This is a genomic window from Streptomyces sp. NBC_01460 (assembly GCF_036227405.1).
In the GTDB taxonomy this organism is placed as follows: domain Bacteria; phylum Actinomycetota; class Actinomycetes; order Streptomycetales; family Streptomycetaceae; genus Streptomyces.
Map to the genome: position 1 here is coordinate 4,216,831 of NZ_CP109473.1, position 14,206 is coordinate 4,231,036.

Below are 14,206 nucleotides of genomic sequence, written 5' to 3' on the forward strand. Positions count from 1 at the left end.
CGGCCAGGTTCCCTCCCGGCCGGGCTTCAGCGGATCTTCCAGCGACTGGTCAGCGGACACGGTCATCGTCGACCGTACGGAGCCCTTCTGCCTTCCTCCCACCCCCGAAACCCAGGGAGTTCATCCCATGTCAGCCACACCGTCCCCGCTCCACCGGCTCGGCGCCCTCGCCGCGGCCCGGCGGCGCATCGTCCTGATCGCCGGTGCGGTCCTGTTCCTGATCGCCGCGGCGTTCGGCGCGGGGGCCCAGGCCGCCCTGTCCCTGTCGCGCTTCGAGGCACCGGGCTCCGAGTCGGACACCGCGGAGCAGATCCTGCACCAGGAGTTCAAGGACGGCTCCCCCAACTACGTGCTCCTGGTCACCGCCAAGAAGGGCGGCACGGTCGACGACCCGGAGGTGGCCGCCGAAGGCAGGAAGCTGACCGAGGAGCTGGCCGGGCGCGACGGCGTCGACACGGCCGGCTCCTACTGGTCACGCGGCCCGAACAGCGCCCTGGTCAGCGAGGACCGTTCGCAGGCGCTCGTGGTGGCCTGGCTCCGGGGAACAGCCACCGAGGTACGGACCGAACTGGCCGACATCACCCCTGCCTTCACCCAGGACACCGAGCTCCTCACCGTGCGCCCCGGCGGCCAGGACGAGGTCTTCCGCCAGGTCGGCGAGGAGACCCGGCGGGACTTCCTCCGCGCGGAGGCCATCGTCATCCCCGCCGTGTTCCTGCTGCTCCTGTGGGTGTACCGCCGCTGGTCCGCGGCCGGCCTGACGCTCGGCGTCGGCTTCTTCTCGGTACTGGCCACGCTCGCCATGGTGCGCGGCGTCACCGCGTTCACCGAGGTCTCCACCTTCGCCGCCAACCTGGCCCTCGTGCTCGGCCTGGGACTCGGCCTGGACTACAGCCTGTTCGTCATCTCCCGCTTCCGTGAGGAGATGGCCGCCACTCCGGGCGGCAGCGACGCGGACCGGCACGCCGCGGTCGTGCGCACCGTCGCCAGCGCCGGGCGCACCGTCCTGTTCAGCGGGTTCACGGTCGCCGCCTCACTCGCCGCGCTCTTCCTCTTCCCCTTCCCGTTCCTCCAGTCCTTCGCGTGGGCCGGCATCGCGGTGGTTGTGTCCGCGGCGTTCGGCGCGGTCGTCCTGCTGCCCGCGGCGCTGGCCGCCGTCGGACGCCGCACCCTGCGGCCGGGCCGGACCGAGCCCGCCGTGGAGACCGGCCGCTGGTACCGCAACACCCTGAAGATCATGCGCAGGCCGCTCCTGTACGGCCTTCCCGTACTGATCGCCCTGCTCGCCCTCGGCGCACCCTTCCTCGGTGCCCAGTTCGGCCTGCCCGACGAGCGCGTGCTTCCCGCGAGCGCCTCCAGCCGCATCGTGCAGGAGGAGATCCGCACCGGCTTCGCGGCCGAGGAGACCGACGCGCTCCAGATCGTCACCACCGGCGAGGCGGAGCAGGACGGCTCGGACTACGCGGAGCGGCTGTCCCAGCTGCCCGGCGTCTTCCAGGTGGACACCGGGAGCGGCACGTACCGCGACGGCGGCCGGGCGGGCGCCACGGCTGATCCCGGCCGCTTCCAGGCCGGCGAGCACACCCTTCTGACGGTCGTCCCCGACCAGGAAGCGCTGGCCGGCGACATGGCCCAGTTCGTGGAGCGGGTACGCGCTGTGGACGCCCCGTACACCGAGGTGCGGGTCGGCGGATTCCCCGCCGCGATGACGGACTTCCGTGGTGAGCTCCTCGACCGCCTGCCGTACGTCGTCGCGTTGATCCTGCTGGTCACCTTCGTCATCCTCTTCCTGATGACGGGCAGTCTGCTCATCCCGGCGAAGGCCACGATCGCCAACATCCTCAGTCTCAGCGTGATGTTCGGCGTCCTGGTCTGGGTCTTCCAGGACGGCAACCTCTCCGGGCTGCTCGGCTTCACCGCGAGCGGCCGTATGGAGCCGAGCATCCCCATCCTCATGTTCTGCATCGCCTACGGGCTGTCCATGGACTACGAGGTGTTCATCATGGCCAGGGTCAAGGAGGCCTACGACCGGACCGGGGACAACAGGAGCGCGGTCGCCGAGGGCATCCAGCGCAGCGCCCCACTCGTCACCTCGGCCGCCGCGATCCTCGCCCTCACCTTCGCGACGTACGCCACCGGTGGCGTGGTCTTCCTGAAGGAGCTGGGCATCGGCATGGCCCTGGCGGTCCTGGTCGACGCCCTGCTGATCCGTACCCTCCTCGTCCCGGCCTTCATGGGGCTGGCGGGCAAGGCCAACTGGTGGGCACCGGCCCCGCTGCGCCGTCTGCACGCCCGGTACGGAATCAGTGAGGCGCCCGCCGCCGAGAAGCCCCGCCAGGACCTGATCGAGGCCACGTAATGCTCGCCCCCCTGGTGAACCTGCTCATCGTCGTGGCCTCCGTGTTGCTCCACCGCTGGCTGTGGGTCCGCCTGGTGCGCGACACCACGCGGTCCGGCGGCAGGGCACGCCGGGCGGGAACCGTCGCCACGGTCGCCTCCGCGGCTCTCGCGGCAGCCCCGCGCATCCTCGTCCCGGCTCTCGGGCCGGACACGGGACGGCCGCTGGCGTGGACGGGCTACGTCTGGCTGGGCGTGCTGCTGTACCTGATCCTGGTCCTGCTGGTGCTGGAGATCCCGCGTGCGTTCGTGGGGACCAGGACTCTCGTGCGGCGACGGAACAGCACGGAACGCCCGGTGGCGGTCCCGGAGCCCGTGAAGGTCCCGGCGACGACCGTTTCACGTGAAACGACGACCGTTTCACGTGAAACAGGGCAAGCTCCTCCGGGTGCCGACCCGGCCCCCCGAGAGGGGGGTGACACCATCGGAAACAGGCGGGGCTCCGGGCCCGCCCATCCGGACCGGCGTCTCTTCCTGAGCCGCGTCGGCGCCATCGCCGCGGGAGGGATCGCTGTCGCCACCACCGGTATCGGCATGCGGACCGCGCTCGGTGACCCTGTGATCAGGCGGGTACCCGTCCGCATCGCCGGTCTGGCACAGCCGCTCTCAGGGCTGCGGATCGCGGTCGTCAGCGACCTGCACCTCGGCCCGCTCCTGGGCCGCGGCCACACCGAGCGCATCGTCCGGATGATCAACGGCTTGGAGGCCGACGTGGTGACGGTCGTCGGGGACCTCGCGGACGGTAAGCCGTCCCAGCTGGCCTCCGCCGCCCGCCCGCTGCGCCATCTGGAATCCACGCACGGCGCCTTCTTCGTGACGGGCAACCACGAGTACATGTTCGACGGCGCCGACGCGTGGGTGGACGAGCTGCACGGCCTGGGGGTCACCACGCTCCTCAACGAGCGCACGGAGATCCGTCACCACGGCGCCGTGCTCGACCTCGCCGGTGTCGAGGACCTGTCCGCCACCGAGCACGGGCGCGGGCCGGATTACGAGCGCGCGCTCGGCGGGCGGGACACCGGCCGTCCGGTCGTCCTGATGGCGCACCAGCCGGTGATGATCGAGGAGGCCGCCCGGCACGGGGTCGACCTCCAGCTGTCGGGTCACACCCACGGCGGCCAGATGTTTCCCCTCACGGAGCTGACCAAGCTGGCCAACCCCGTCGTCGCCGGCCTCGGGAAGGTCGACAACACCCAGCTGTACGTCACCAGCGGCGCCGGGTTCTTCGGCCCGCCGGTGCGGGTCGGCGCCGACCCGGAGATCACCGTGATCGAGCTGCGCCCCTGAGAGCGGTCAGGGTCCTGGGCCGGGAATCCTCCCGGCCCCCGTCCGCCCCCTGACACAAGAACGCCCCTGACCTGGTGAAACACAGGTCAGGGGCGTTCTGCTGTGGAGCCTAGGAGATTCGAACTCCTGACATCTGCCTTGCAAAGGCAGCGCTCTACCAACTGAGCTAAGGCCCCGAAAAAGCGGACACCGTGGACCACATCCATGCCGCGCCGTCCGTCGCAGAACAGAGTACCGGGTGACCCCCCGAATCCTGCAAAAGGATTGGGACTCCCGACCGGCAACCGCTCTCCGTAAGATGCACGGCAAGGTTCGCAGCAGCGAAGCCGCAGCGAAGGGGAGACGCAATGGACGCAGCGCAGCAAGAGGCGACGGCTAGAGCCCGGGAGCTCCAGCGCAGCTGGTACGGAGAGCCGCTGGGGGCGCTCTTCCGCAGGCTGATCGATGATCTCGGTCTCAACCAGGCACGCCTCGCGGCGGTGCTCGGACTGTCCGCACCCATGCTTTCGCAGCTGATGAGCGGGCAGCGGGCCAAGATCGGCAATCCTGCGGTCGTCCAGCGGGTCCAGGCACTTCAGGAGCTCGCCAGCCAGGTGGCGGACGGCAGCGTCAGCGCGGGAGAGGCCACCGACCGGATGGAAGAGATCAAGAAGTCGCAGGGCGGCTCGGTCCTGACCAACACCGGCCAGACCTCCACCAGCGGTGGTGCCCCCACCGTGCGGCGCGTGGTCCGCGAGATCCAGTCGCTGCTGCGGTCGGTCGCCGCGGCCGGCGACATCATCGATGCGGCGAACTCCCTCGCCCCGGCCCACCCCGAGCTGGCAGAGTTCCTCAGGGTGTACGGAGCGGGACGCACCGCCGACGCGGTCGCGCACTACGAAGGCCACCAGAGCTAGGACGGACACCCGGGGCCTGGGGGGCCCCGGGGCCCCCGGGCCGTGGCAGTATCCCGACAGCCGGGGCACGAACCGAAACGGGAACGGGAGCGGGCGCAGCGCAATGGGTGAGGTCTTCGCTGGTCGGTACGAGCTGATCGATCCGATCGGACGTGGTGGGGTCGGGGCGGTCTGGCGCGCGTGGGACCACCGGCGCCGTCGGTACGTGGCGGCCAAGGTCCTGCAACAGAGCGACGCGCACACGCTGCTGCGCTTCGTCCGTGAGCAGGCGCTGCGGATCGAGCATCCGCACGTCCTCGCCCCGGCCAGCTGGGCCGCCGACGACGACAAGGTCCTCTTCACGATGGACCTGGTCAGCGGTGGTTCGCTGGCCCACGTCATCGGTGACTACGGGCCGCTCCCCCCGCGATTCGTCTGTCTCCTGCTCGACCAGCTGCTGTCCGGGCTGTCCACGGTGCACTCCGAGGGGGTCGTGCATCGCGACATCAAACCGGCCAACATCCTGATGGAGGCCACCGGTACCGGCCGGCCGCACCTGCGGCTCTCCGACTTCGGCATCTCCATGCGCAAGGGCGAGCCGCGCCTCACCGAGACCAACTACGTGGTGGGAACGCCCGGTTACTTCGCGCCCGAGCAGATGATGGGAGCGGAACCCGACTTCCCGGCGGACCTGTTCGCCGTCGGTCTCGTCGCGCTCTATCTGCTCCAGGGCCGTAAGCCGGACGCCAAGGCGCTGATCGAGTACTTCGCCGAGCACGGCACCCCGGGCGCACCCCAGGGAGTGCCGGAACCGTTGTGGCAGGTCCTCGCCGGGCTCCTGCAACCGGACCCGCACACCCGCTTCCGTACGGCCACGGGAGCGCGCAAGGCGCTGACGGCCGCCGTCGAGATGCTGCAGGACCCCGGCCCGGACGAGGATCTGGTCGAGGTCTTCGACCAGATCGGCCCTCTGCCCGCCGGCTTCGGCCCCGAGGGTCCGGTAGGCCCAGTGGGCCCCGAGGGTCCCGGAACGCTTGGCTCGGGCCCTAGAACCCCCTCACAGGCCGTCGGAGGCACCCCTCCGGCGCCTCAGCCGTCCCAGCAACCCCACGCGCCCCAGGCGCCCCACGACGCGAACCCGCAGCAGGGCACGGGGCACCAGCCGTACGCGCCGCCCCCGTCCATGTCGGAGACGGGCAGCTTCCATCTCGCACCACCGCCGCAGCGCACGACGCCTCCGGGCCAGCCGCAGACGCCTTCCACCCCGCACCCCGCTCATGCGGCGACCCCTCACGCGGCGAACCCCTATGCCTCAGGTGCCGCCCCGGACCTCGCCCAGGCCGCCACGACCGGCGTGCCGTACGGGGCCGCGCAGACCCGTGCCTACACCGCCCAGCACCTCCAGGCACCCCCGGACAACGCACCGCAGCCGTCGGCCTCGCAGCGGCCGGGACCGCCCCCGAAGGTGGCGGTCCCGGTGCTGCTGGTGGCGCTGATCTGCTTCGCTGTGGGGATCTGGGCCCTCACTCAGGCCTGAGCACCCAGGCCTGATGCGCCTACCAGGCCTGCGGCGGCCCCCCGAACGGCGGCTGCCCGCCGGCGGCACCCGGCGGCGCGGCGGCGGGAACGGCCCGGCGCCGTGCCAGCAGGGTCCACGCACCGAGCCCGAGCACCAGCACGGAGCCCGTGCCGATCCCGGCCGCGGCCACCGTCTTCATCGTGGCGCTCGCGCCGGCCTCGGGCGCGCTCTGACCGTTCTTGGCCATGTCCCTGTCGTCGTCGGTGACCCCGAAGATCCCGGCGTCCCCCTGATAGGGCGACGGCTTGCTGTCGTTGACGACCTTCACCCTGAGCGTCAGCGCGAGGGGATCGTCCCCGTAGTGCTCGGCGACCTTCGGTGAGAGCGTCACCGACAGGTAGTACCAGCCCGCGAAGCGCATGGCATTGACGTCCGCCGCCGAATCGTGGCGGTTCTCGTAGGCCACCGGAGGCAGTGGGTCCAGGGCCACCGAGTTGGACGCCCCGGAGTACGAGAGGGTCGCGTCGTCCACGTGGCCGTGCGCCGGGTTGTCCAGCGCGAGCGCCAGGGCGTTGCCGAGGTACTCGGTGGACTTGTTGCTGTTGCTCAGCGCGGCCGTGGCGAAGATCTGCTGGCCCCAGTCCACCGGCACCCGGTAGAAGCGGGTCTGGCCAGGCGTGATCTTGTCCACCCACTCGCCGGACTCCAGGCCGGTCGCATCGTAGAAGCCGCTGCCGCCGGACCGCTCCTGCCTGCCGGTGGGCGGCACCGGTGACGCGGACGGCCAGTCCTCCGGGGCCTCGGTCGGCAGCGAGCCGTCGTCCTTCGGCGCCGGCTCGGCCTCGTAGCGCAGCTCCAGGTCCCATGCCTCCGGGGACGAGGTCGCCTTGCTCTCCCGCTCGATCAGGACGTTGTACGTCCCGCGCGCCGCACAGGTGGTGCTGTCCTTCTCCACGGTCCGGTGGGCGTACGCGGCGATCGGGCGCGGGAACTCCGCCGACTCGAAGGCGGCGTCCTCGGAACTGCACCGGTTGTCGTCGAGGTCCCTCATGCTGATCGTGAAGCCGTCGCCGTAGGCGACCTTCCCACCGGCTTTCGGCACGGCCACGGCGGAGACGTACGCGTCGGTCTTGGCGTCGAGCTCCAAGCGGTAATAGAGCTTCTGCCCGCTCTTGATGGAGCTCCTGTAGACCGATCCGGGCTTCAGCTCCGCGGCATCGGCGTTCGTCTCCGCGCCCTGGACCGACGTCGCCGCGGGGTCGAAGGTGTACGCCGGGGGGCCGTCGGCCGCGTGCGCCTGCCCCGGCAGTGCCGCCACCGCGCACACCGCCGCGACGGTCGCGAGCGTCACCCGGCCCCTGTTGCGCTGCCTGTTCACGCGCTTCCCCTCGTCGTCTGCCTGCCTGCCCTGCGCCGGCTGCGTACGAGCAGGAGCCCGGCGGCCGAAAGGACCACGGCACCCGCTCCGGCAACCGTCGCGATGCCGGTCCATCCTGCCCCGCCTCCGTCACCGCTGTCTGCGGCCCCCGCCGTATTGCCGTGATCGCCCGACTCGGCCCGTGCCGGAGCCCCGTGCTGCGGACCGGTCAGCTCGTCGCCGAGGACCGCGACCCGCAGCACCACTCCGATCCGCGGGTTCTCGGCGATCTCGGCAGCCCTCGCCCCCAGTGTCACCGCGATGTAGAAGCCGCCCCCGGCATGCACCGGCCGCACCGCGGCGGCGGACTCGTAGCGGTTGGTCCACGCGACCGGGACGGACCCCATCCTCAGCGCCGCGGGCCTGCCCCCGTACGACGCCGTCGAACGGAACTCGCCTCCGCTGCCGACCGGGAAGCGCGCCGGGCTGAACAGCTGCGTCCCGGCGTACGAGTAGGTGGCTGCCGCGCCGTCCACCGTGGGCTCGTTGGCGAACTCGACGTCGTAGCGGACCTGTTGGCCCCAGCCGGCCGGGACCTTGTACCAGAGGGTCTGCGAGGGGAGGATCCGGTCCCGCCACACACCCCGGCCGAGCTCCGCGGCGTCGTTGAACCCGGTACCGCCCCGCACGTCACGCGGATCCCCGGTGGGCAGCAGGGCCTGCTCGCCGCCCTTCCCGTACTCCGGTTGCGACTGCGCCGGAGTGACTCCGGCGGCCAGCGGCTTCTCCACGCCGTACACGAGCTCGAGCGGCCAACGGGCCCTGTCGGAGCCCTTCTTGCTCTGCCGCTCGACCACCAGCCAGTAGCGGCCCGCCTCGTCACAGGTGCGGGCGCCGCCCTCCGAACGGATCCGGGACACGGCCGAGGTCAGCGGGGTCGCGCCCTCCTGCTGGAGGAAGCGCGCGGTGTCCGACTCACAGGTGGTGTCCCCGTCGGCCCGGACGAGACCGGTACTCAGGGCATCGAGGCCGTCGACGGCCGCACCGGGCTGCGGCACCGCCGTGGCCGCGAAGTCCGCGGTGGAGACGGCGTCGAGGCTGACGGCGTAGTACCGCTTCTCCCCGGGGCCGATGCTGTCCAGATACTGACCGGGAGCCATCGGGGGAGCCCCGTCCGTGGTGGCCCCTCCCTCGATCCCGGCGCCCTTCAACCGGTAGCCGCCGGCGGAGAGTTGCGCGGAGCGCTGCAGCTGCCGGGCGAGCGCGTCCGAGTCCGGCGCGTCGTAGTAAAGCCCGTTGCCCGCCTGAGCGATGCACTTCAGCTGCTGCCGGGCCGCGCCCTCGACCTGGAAGCCCACGGTGTCGATCCTCAGCCCGACGCCGTCCCTGCCGAGCTGTTCGGCGACCTCACAAGGGCTCGGCGTACCGCAGTTGTCCTCCCCGTCGGAGATCAGAAGGATCGTCCGCGTCCCGAGGGCCCCGTCCGACGGCGCCGGAAGGTCCTCGGCGGCCTTTCGCAGGGAGAGCCCGATCGGAGTGTCCCCCCGGGGCCGTGCGCCCGCGACCGCCTCCTTCACGGCCGCCCGGTCCAGCGCGCTCACCGGCCGGACGAGCCGGGTGTCGGCGCAGCCGTGCGGCCGGTCCGCGCCGTACACCCGCAGCCCGGTCGGATGTCCGTCGGGGAGAGCGTCGACCACGGCACCCACGGCCGTGCGGGCGCTCTCCATCCGGGTCCGGCCGGTGCCGTCGTCGTCACCCATGGAGCCCGAGGAGTCGAGCACCATGACGAGGCTGCCGCCACCGGGCCCGTCCTGCGGGGCGTCGCTCGGAGCCGCCGGCACCTGGGCTCCTGCGGGCAGCACCCCTGCCACCAGCGCGAACAGCGCTCCACCCGCCAGAACCGCCGCTCTCGCCGTACGGCGGCGCGTTCCCGCGCCGGCCCCTCGGCGGTGTGGCCCCACCCTCGTCCGTGCACTCACCGAATCCCCCTCGGCCGCCCGTACTCCACGATTGCTTTGCTCACGCAATCTAGTGATTTGCTTGGGTGAACTCAAGGGTCCGGCTGTCACGGTCACGCAACAGCGGACCCCGGACAGCACGAAGCCCCGGCCGCTCGGCGGCCGGGGCTTGTAGCAGACTGTTCCGTCTCACACACCTGAACCTGCGGGCACGGAGTCGGTCGCCTCCGTCCACAGATCCTGCTCGGCGCGATCCGCCTGGATCTGGCGGTACACGAGGAGCCCGCCGATGGCGGCCAGTGCGACCAGGAGAAGCTTCTTCACCGCGCGACCTCGTCTTTCCTTGACGTAAGGGACTTCTGCCGCCCGACTATACACACCGGCCGATACCGATCGGTGACCTCCCCGGAACCGGGCCGCCACCCGCTCCGGAGCCCTTTCGGCACCCCTCGCCACCCCCGGAGCAGCTTTTCCGAGCCGGTTGAACCATAAGAGTGGTGTTCATCGGAAGATCGGCGCACCGGGGGCGTCGGTCCCGGATTCGGCGGGCCGGATCCACATCATCGGAAAGGTAAGCAAACCGGACCACCTGAAAGTGAGGGGCCATGAGCACCTTCCGGCCCAAGAGCATCTGGACCGCCTTCGTCACCGCCTTCTTCGCGCTTCTCGCGTCGCTGGGCCTCGCCACCGCCCAGGCCACGGCCGCAGAGCCGACGGTCACGAGCCACGAGCACACGGGCGTGACACCGGCAACCGCGACGACCCCGTCGGTGCGATGGACCCTTCCGCGTGACAGGGCGCTGCCACCCACGATGAAGCAGCGCATCCGCGCCGAGGCGCACGGCTCCTCCCCGGCCACCCGTCACCTGTCCGCCGACACCACCGAGGCCGTCCACACGACGAACGGCACCCGCTCCACCCACGGCGCCACACCCGCCGGGGACTCCTCCCCGCTGCCACCCTGAGCGCGCCGCACACGCTCCCCAGGCCCCTGGTCCGGTTCACACCGGCGGGGGCCTTCTTCATGCCCGGACGGCGCGCGGACGACGGCCAGGGACCACGCTCCGGCTTCCCGGCGCAGGCCACGACCCCACTCGGCACCACGAGTACGCCCGCCACCCTCAGCAGCCGGTCCGACCGGCCGGTGAACGCGCCACACGAGCCTCAGCAGGGACACGAGATGCGGTCGAAAGCCCGCCAAGGCGTTCGGCCACGTCCCGCCCTGGCCACACAACCCGTGCCCCGGCGCCACCGGGAACGCGAAAGCCCCCCACAGTCTCCGGTGGGGGGCTTTCGTACTGGTGGGGCTAACAGGATTTGAACCTGTGGCCTCATCCTTATCAGGGATGCGCTCTAACCAACTGAGCTATAGCCCCGCCGCGCTGTTGCGCTGACTTCTGAAGATTAGCGCACGTCGGGGCCAGTCCCAAAATCGATACCCGCAGCCCTACTCGTCCTCGGCGAGAGTCAGCTCCACGCCGCCCACGAACCCTGCCGACAGGTTGTAGATGAACGCGCCCAGCGTCGCCAGCGCGGTGGCCAGCACCACGTCGATCACCGCGATGACCGACGTGAAGATGAGCACGCGCGGCAGCGACAGGAACGACTGCAGATCGAAGCCGTTGCTCTCGTTGGAGCCGGTGGCCTCGCTGATCGTGCCGCCCACGGTGGAGAAGACGCCCATCGCGTCCATCACCATCCACAGGACGGCGGCCGCGACCACCGTGCAGATGCCGAGCGCGATGGAGAGCAGGAAGCTGACCTTCATCACCGACCACGGGTCGGCCTTCGCCACCCGCAGACGCGCCTTCCTGGTGCGCGGAGTGGTCCGCGCCCCCGTGCGGGGCAGCCGGGTCGCCTGCGCGCCCCCGGCACCCTGCACACCGCCCTGTGTTCCTCCGCCCTGCGTACCGCCCGCGGGCGACTGGTACGCCTGGGGCGGGTGGTAGGGCCCCGCCTGGCCCGTCGCGGGCTCCCGCTCGCCGGGCAACGGCCCGGTCGCGTACCCCTCGTACTGCGGCTGAGGTCCCCGAGTGTCCGTCACAGTGCCCCCTTGGGAGTCCGTGGCAGGGCCACGGGCGCCGTTCGCGCCGGCTTCGGAAGCGGCCGAACCGGCGCCCGTGGCTCCACTCACGCTCTACTCCTCGTGCTCCCCGGCCGAAGGCGCCGTGCCCTCGACTGTGCCCTCGACCACGTTCTCGGCATGGGCCTCGACCGTGGCGCCTTCGGCTTCATCGGTCCCGTCGACCTCTTCGGCCTCACGACCGGCCTCGGCGTTGCGCGCGATACCGACGACGGCATCGCGCTTGCCCAGATTGATCAGTTGGACGCCCATGGTGTCACGGCCCGTCTCCCTGACTTCATTGACTCGCGTACGAATCACACCACCGCCGAGCGTGATGGCGAGGATCTCGTCCGCTTCCTCCACCACCAGCGCGCCGACGAGCGAACCGCGGTCCTCGACGATCTTGGCAGCCTTGATGCCCAGACCGCCACGGCCCTGGACGCGGTACTCGTCGACAGCGGTCCGCTTCGCGTACCCACCGTCGGTGGCAGTGAACACGAACGTACCGGGCCGGACCACATTCATCGAGAGCAGTTCGTCGCCCTCGCGGAAACTCATGCCCTTCACGCCGGAGGTGGCGCGGCCCATCGGGCGCAGCGCGTCGTCCGTGGCGGTGAACCTGATCGACTGGGCCTTCCTGCTGACGAGCAGCAGGTCGTCCTCGGCCGACACCAGTTCGGCGCCGATCAGCTCGTCGTCGCTGCCGTCCTGCGTCTCCCGCAGGTTGATGGCGATGACGCCGCCGGAGCGGGGGGAGTCGTAGTCCTTGAGCGCCGTCTTCTTCACCAGGCCACCCTTGGTGGCGAGGATCAGGTAGGGCGCCGCCTCGTAGTCACGGATCGCCAGGATCTGGGCGATCTGCTCGTCCGGCTGGAAGGCCAGGAGGTTCGCCACGTGCTGGCCACGGGCGTCACGGCCGGCGTCCGGCAGTTCGTACGCCTTGGCCCGGTAGACCCGGCCCTTGTTCGTGAAGAACAGCAGCCAGTGGTGCGTCGTCGACACGAAGAAGTGGTCGACGATGTCGTCTTCCCGGAGCTTCGTGCCGCGCACGCCCTTGCCGCCGCGCTTCTGCGAGCGGTAGTCGTCCGTCTTGGTGCGCTTGACGTAACCACCGCGCGAGATCGTGACGACGATGTCTTCCTCGGCGATGAGGTCCTCGATCGACATGTCGCCGTCGAAGGGCACCAGCTTCGAGCGCCGGTCGTCGCCGAACTTGTCGACGATCGCCGCCAGCTCCTCGCTGACGATCTGACGCTGCTTCGCGGGGGAGGCCAGGATCTCGTTGTACTCGTTGATCTTCGCCTGGAGCTCGTCGTGCTCGGCGGTGATCTTCTGGTGCTCCAGAGCGGCCAGGCGACGCAGCTGCATCTCCAGGATCGCGTTGGCCTGGATCTCGTCGATCTCCAGCAGGCCCATCAGGCCCTCACGCGCGATCTCCACGGTGTTGCTGCGGCGGATGAGCGCGATGACCTCCTCGATCGCGTTCAGCGCCTTGAGCAGGCCGCGCAGGATGTGCGCCCGCTCCTCGGCCTTGCGCAGACGGAACTTGGTCCGCCGGACGATGACCTCGATCTGGTGCGTCACCCAGTGCCGGATGAACGCGTCGATCGACAGCGTGCGCGGCACACCGTCGACGAGCGCCAGCATGTTCGCGCCGAAGTTCGACTGCAGATCGGTGTGCTTGTAGAGGTTGTTCAGCACGACCTTGGCGACCGCGTCGCGCTTCAGCACGACGACCAGGCGCTGGCCCGTGCGCGAGGAGGTCTCGTCACGGACGTCCGCGATACCGCCGACCTTGCCGTCCTTCACCAGGTCGGCGATCTTCTGCGCGAGGTTGTCGGGGTTGGTCTGGTACGGAAGCTCCGTGACGACCAGGCACTGCCTGTTCTGGATCTCCTCCACCGCCACGACCGCGCGCATCGTGATCGAGCCACGCCCGGTGCGGTACGCCTCCTCGATGCCCTTGCGGCCCACGACGAGGGCGCCGGTCGGGAAGTCGGGGCCCTTGATCCGCTCGATGAGGGCGTCCAGGAGCTCCTCGTGCGAGGCCTCCGGGTGCTCCAGGTACCACTGGGCGCCGGCGGCGACCTCACGCAGGTTGTGCGGCGGGATGTTGGTCGCCATACCGACCGCGATGCCCGCGGAGCCGTTCACCAGGAGGTTCGGGAAGCGCGCCGGCAGAACCGTCGGCTCCTGGTTGCGGCCGTCGTAGTTGTCCTGGAAGTCGACGGTCTCCTCGTCGATGTCCCGGACCATCTCCATGGACAGCGGCATCATCTTGCACTCGGTGTACCGCATGGCGGCGGCCGGGTCGTTGCCCGGGGAACCGAAGTTGCCGTTGGAGTCCACCAGCGGCATGCGCATCGACCAGTGCTGTGCCAGTCGCACGAGCGCGTCGTAGATCGAGGAGTCGCCGTGGGGGTGGTACGTACCCATGACGTCACCGACGACGCGGGCGCACTTGTAGAAGCCCTTCTCGGGCCGGTAGCCGCCGTCGTACATCGCGTAGAGCACGCGGCGGTGGACGGGCTTCAGACCGTCCCTCACGTCGGGCAGGGCACGCGACACGATGACGGACATCGCGTAGTCGAGGTAGGAGCGCTGCATCTCCGTCTCGAGCCCGACGGGCTCGACACGCATGCCCACGCCCGGGACGGCGGGCTCCTCTTCGGGCATCACAGGGGTGTTCTCGTCGGCCATTGCTGGTCAAAGTCCTTTCGCGCTGCGGCTTGGAGGGTCCGCCGGACC

The 14,206-nt window shown here is 70.6% G+C and carries 10 protein-coding genes and 2 tRNA genes; 5 read left to right on the forward strand and 7 right to left on the reverse strand.

What is annotated here, in order from left to right:
- Positions 1 to 127: 127 nt before the first annotated feature.
- Together OG488_RS18755 and OG488_RS18760 are read left to right on the forward strand one after the other, a co-directional pair.
- Positions 128 to 2,359, forward strand: a complete 2,232-nt coding sequence (locus OG488_RS18755) for an MMPL family transporter (RefSeq protein WP_329230730.1) — start codon at positions 128 to 130, stop codon at positions 2,357 to 2,359.
- Complete coding sequence (locus tag OG488_RS18760) at positions 2,359 to 3,684, forward strand: metallophosphoesterase (RefSeq protein WP_329230731.1); 1,326 nt, start codon at positions 2,359 to 2,361, stop codon at positions 3,682 to 3,684. Before OG488_RS18755 ends, OG488_RS18760 begins: the two co-directional genes overlap by 1 nt.
- Positions 3,685 to 3,787: 103 nt before the next feature.
- Here OG488_RS18760 and OG488_RS18765 read toward each other — a convergent pair.
- Positions 3,788 to 3,860: transfer RNA gene (locus tag OG488_RS18765), tRNA-Ala, on the reverse strand.
- A 171-nt stretch (positions 3,861 to 4,031) separates the two neighbouring features.
- Here OG488_RS18765 and OG488_RS18770 point away from each other — a divergent pair.
- Both OG488_RS18770 and OG488_RS18775 read left to right on the forward strand, forming a co-directional pair.
- On the forward strand, positions 4,032 to 4,580 hold the full coding sequence (locus OG488_RS18770; protein ID WP_329230733.1) for a helix-turn-helix domain-containing protein: 549 nt from the start codon (positions 4,032 to 4,034) through the stop codon (positions 4,578 to 4,580).
- 103 nt (positions 4,581 to 4,683) lie between these two features.
- Positions 4,684 to 6,096, forward strand: a complete 1,413-nt coding sequence (locus tag OG488_RS18775) for a serine/threonine protein kinase (protein WP_329230734.1) — start codon at positions 4,684 to 4,686, stop codon at positions 6,094 to 6,096.
- A 19-nt stretch (positions 6,097 to 6,115) separates the two neighbouring features.
- Here the strand turns inward: OG488_RS18775 and OG488_RS18780 are convergent, their stop codons facing one another.
- The 3 genes from OG488_RS18780 to OG488_RS18790 all read right to left on the reverse strand — a co-directional run bounded on the left by OG488_RS18780 (position 6,116) and on the right by OG488_RS18790 (position 9,717).
- Positions 6,116 to 7,456, reverse strand: a complete 1,341-nt coding sequence (locus OG488_RS18780) for a hypothetical protein (RefSeq protein WP_329230737.1) — start codon at positions 7,454 to 7,456, stop codon at positions 6,116 to 6,118.
- Complete coding sequence (locus OG488_RS18785; protein WP_406466301.1) at positions 7,453 to 9,333, reverse strand: vWA domain-containing protein; 1,881 nt, start codon at positions 9,331 to 9,333, stop codon at positions 7,453 to 7,455. The genes OG488_RS18780 and OG488_RS18785 overlap by 4 nt, the downstream gene beginning before the upstream one ends.
- Positions 9,334 to 9,582: 249 nt before the next feature.
- Positions 9,583 to 9,717, reverse strand: a complete 135-nt coding sequence (locus tag OG488_RS18790) for a DLW-39 family protein (protein WP_003958712.1) — start codon at positions 9,715 to 9,717, stop codon at positions 9,583 to 9,585.
- A 281-nt stretch (positions 9,718 to 9,998) separates the two neighbouring features.
- On the opposite strand from OG488_RS18790, the gene OG488_RS18795 reads away from it, so the two are divergent.
- Positions 9,999 to 10,358, forward strand: a complete 360-nt coding sequence (locus OG488_RS18795; RefSeq protein WP_329230738.1) for a DUF6344 domain-containing protein — start codon at positions 9,999 to 10,001, stop codon at positions 10,356 to 10,358.
- Positions 10,359 to 10,692: 334 nt separating this feature from the next.
- Here the strand turns inward: OG488_RS18795 and OG488_RS18800 are convergent.
- The 3 genes from OG488_RS18800 to gyrA all read right to left on the reverse strand — a co-directional run bounded on the left by OG488_RS18800 (position 10,693) and on the right by gyrA (position 14,158).
- A tRNA-Ile gene (locus OG488_RS18800) sits at positions 10,693 to 10,769 on the reverse strand.
- Between the two features lie 71 nt (positions 10,770 to 10,840).
- Positions 10,841 to 11,437 carry a DUF3566 domain-containing protein gene (locus OG488_RS18805; protein ID WP_329230739.1) on the reverse strand — a complete coding sequence of 199 codons (597 nt, stop codon included), beginning with the start codon at positions 11,435 to 11,437 and terminating at the stop codon, positions 10,841 to 10,843.
- Positions 11,438 to 11,530: 93 nt separating this feature from the next.
- Positions 11,531 to 14,158 carry a DNA gyrase subunit A gene (gene gyrA / locus OG488_RS18810; protein ID WP_329230741.1) on the reverse strand — a complete coding sequence of 876 codons (2,628 nt, stop codon included), beginning with the start codon at positions 14,156 to 14,158 and terminating at the stop codon, positions 11,531 to 11,533.
- Between the last annotated feature and the right edge of the window lie 48 nt (positions 14,159 to 14,206).

What these genes read in the sequence shown, in the direction of transcription:
- OG488_RS18755 (WP_329230730.1), top strand. Translation starts at nt 128, where the DNA reads ATGTCAGCCACACCGTCCCCGCTCCACCGGCTCGGCGCCCTCGCCGCG.
- gyrA (WP_329230741.1), bottom strand. Translation starts at nt 14,158, where the DNA reads ATGGCCGACGAGAACACCCCTGTGATGCCCGAAGAGGAGCCCGCCGTC.
- OG488_RS18795 (WP_329230738.1), top strand. Translation starts at nt 9,999, where the DNA reads ATGAGCACCTTCCGGCCCAAGAGCATCTGGACCGCCTTCGTCACCGCC.
- OG488_RS18770 (WP_329230733.1), top strand. Translation starts at nt 4,032, where the DNA reads ATGGACGCAGCGCAGCAAGAGGCGACGGCTAGAGCCCGGGAGCTCCAG.
- OG488_RS18760 (WP_329230731.1), top strand. Translation starts at nt 2,359, where the DNA reads ATGCTCGCCCCCCTGGTGAACCTGCTCATCGTCGTGGCCTCCGTGTTG.
- OG488_RS18775 (WP_329230734.1), top strand. Translation starts at nt 4,684, where the DNA reads ATGGGTGAGGTCTTCGCTGGTCGGTACGAGCTGATCGATCCGATCGGA.